Source organism: Variovorax sp. 10N412, assembly GCF_056394985.1.
Map to the genome: position 1 here is coordinate 1 of NZ_JBFTIO010000044.1, position 2,360 is coordinate 2,360.

The following is a 2,360-nucleotide window of genomic DNA, read 5'->3' on the forward strand; positions in this document are numbered from 1 at the left end:
CCGGACAGGCTCACGGTCGAGCGACGAGCGAACGTCGAGACACCGGTTGCGCCGTCGTCATTGGTGATCGGGGCTTCGAGCCAGAAGCTGGCTGCCAGACCGCCACCCAGGTCTTCCGTACCACGGAAGCCCAGACGGCTGGAGTTGTACGCCGAGTTAGCCAGAGTCGTACGGCTGACCTTGGCGCTGCCTTGGTTTTGGTAGAACGGGTTCAACAGCGTCGCACCGTTGAGGTCGCGCGAGTTGGACGAGTAGCCGCTGACCGACGCGTCGACCACACCGAACAGAGTGACGGACGACTGAGCCGAGGCAACACCGGCGACAGCCAGGGCAGCCAGAGCAACTAGAGATTTTTTCATTGCAAGTTTCTCCAAGGTTAAACATAGGGCTCCGGTGCGAAGGGCTCACTGTGACTGGCACTTAGTGCTCCCACCGGACCCCGGGCCAACCTCCTTTTGGGAAGTTGTTGCTATTGCACCAGAGCCGTCGCAGCAGGGCAAAACAATTCGGCCGAAAAGTTGGCTGGTCATCGCGTTTCGTTGCACGCCTGCAACAAAGGACTTGGACCCCCTTCTTGTCATCATGTGAAATATGACGGCGCTCAAGCAGGTCATTTCCCACGTGGGTTCAAATAGACCCATGACGCCCCTGCTAGATCCTGTGCTGACCGCGGCGGACGCGGCACTGCGCACTCTTTTTGCCCGCCCCCACGCCACCCGGGCCATGCCCGCCCCTTTCGATGCCCCGGGCGAGCTGAGCGCTCCTGAGCGAAGGGAGGCTGGCGCCCTGATGCGCGTGAACCACGTCGGCGAGGTCTGTGCACAAGCGCTCTATACCGCGCAGGCTGCCGTGACGCATGACGCATCCTTGCGCGCCCAGTTCATCGAGGCCGCACACGAGGAAACCGATCATCTGGCCTGGACGCGCCAGCGCCTAGATGAACTTGGCGCAAGGCCTTCGATACTGAATCCGCTCTGGTACGCCGGTGCTTTTGGCCTCGGGCTCGTTGCGGGGCGTCTGGGAGATCCGCTGAGCCTGGGGTTCGTCGCCGAAACGGAGCGGCAGGTGGAGGCCCACCTCGACAGCCACCTGAACCGCCTTCCACCCGCCGACAGTGCCTCCAGGGCCGTCGTCGAGCAAATGAAGCTCGACGAGGCGCGCCACGCAGCACAAGCCGTCGACGCCGGGGCTGCGGAACTGCCGCCCCCAGCCAAGGCCCTGATGCGCGTGGCGTCCCGCATCATGACAACGCTGGCGCACCGCATCTGAGCCGGTATGGTCCGGCCCTCAGGTTTCGATCAGATCGAAACTGGTGGTGATTTCGGCCGTCTTCGCCAGCATGATGCTGGCGGAACAGTAGGTTTCGTGGCTCAGCGCAACTGCGCGCTCCACGGCTGAGGCAGGGATGCCTTTTCCCGCCACCGTGAAATGCATGTGGATCTTGGTGAACACCTTGGGGTCTTTTTCGGCCCGTTCGCTCGTCAGCTTGACGCTGCAGCGCTCGACGCGGTGGCGGCCGCGCTTCAGGATGAGCACGACGTCATAGGCCGTGCAGCCGCCGGTGCCGGCGAGCAGCGTCTCCATGGGCCGGGGCGCCAGGTTCTGGCCGCCGTTTTCCGGCTTGGTGGCGTCGGGTGCGCCGTCCATCGTCAGGACATGGCCGCTGCCGGTCTCGGCAACGAAGCCCATGGCCGATCGGGTGCCGGCGTCACCGGTCCAACTTACTGTGCATTCCATGGTCGTTCGGGTTCCAGTGAGAGATGTCGGGCAAAAATGCACAGCAACATCGGTTGATGTGTGGGAAAAGCGTCACTCGCTTGTTGCATCGCAGCAAACAGTCGATATACTTTATTTCATTGCACGCCCCGTTGCGTGCAGCAAGTTGTCTCCTCCACCCTTCCAATTGGTGGATTTAGCCCCGAGCTGCAAAGCTCGGGGCTTTTTTCTTTGTCGCGGGACACCCAGCAGGCCTGAGCCACTCTAGTGCGCGCGCCTGAAAGGGCAGCTGCTCTGGCTGCCCTGGCTGTCGCCGGTGTTGCCTCGGCTCAGTCGTCCGTCACTCTGTTCGGTGTGGTCGACGCATCGATCAGCAGCTATTCGTCCAGTTCGCGGGACCTCAAGCCCACCGTGCTGCGCAACGACTTCAACATTCCCACGTATACGAACCAAGGCAGCGTCAAGGTCCGCCGTACCGCTCTGGCGAACTCGGGCTACAACTCCAGCCGTCTGGGCTTCCGTGGTACGGAAGACCTGGGTGGCGGTCTGGCAGCCAGCTTCTGGCTCGAAGCCCCGATCACCAATGACGACGGCGCAACCGGTGTCTCGACGTTCGCTCGTCGCTCGACCGTGAGCCTGTCCGG

The 2,360-nt window shown here is 62.7% G+C and carries 4 protein-coding genes; 2 read left to right on the forward strand and 2 right to left on the reverse strand.

Annotated features, from left to right (window positions below):
* On the reverse strand, positions 1-359 hold a 359-nt coding region (locus AC1DJH_RS33030), incomplete at its 3' end, for a porin (protein WP_478188605.1).
* 280 nt (positions 360-639) lie between these two features.
* Here AC1DJH_RS33030 and coq7 point away from each other — a divergent pair.
* Positions 640-1,269, forward strand: coding sequence for a 2-polyprenyl-3-methyl-6-methoxy-1,4-benzoquinone monooxygenase (gene coq7, locus AC1DJH_RS33035; protein WP_478188607.1), 630 nt, complete (start codon positions 640-642; stop codon positions 1,267-1,269).
* Between the two features lie 18 nt (positions 1,270-1,287).
* Here the strand turns inward: coq7 and AC1DJH_RS33040 are convergent, their stop codons facing one another.
* Positions 1,288-1,737 (reverse strand): OsmC family protein, encoded by a 450-nt coding sequence (locus AC1DJH_RS33040; protein ID WP_435441931.1) that lies wholly within the window; start codon positions 1,735-1,737, stop codon positions 1,288-1,290.
* A 246-nt stretch (positions 1,738-1,983) separates the two neighbouring features.
* Between AC1DJH_RS33040 and AC1DJH_RS33045 the strand changes: the two genes are divergently transcribed.
* A partial coding sequence (locus tag AC1DJH_RS33045; RefSeq protein ID WP_478188606.1) for a porin occupies positions 1,984-2,360 on the forward strand: 377 nt, incomplete at its 3' end.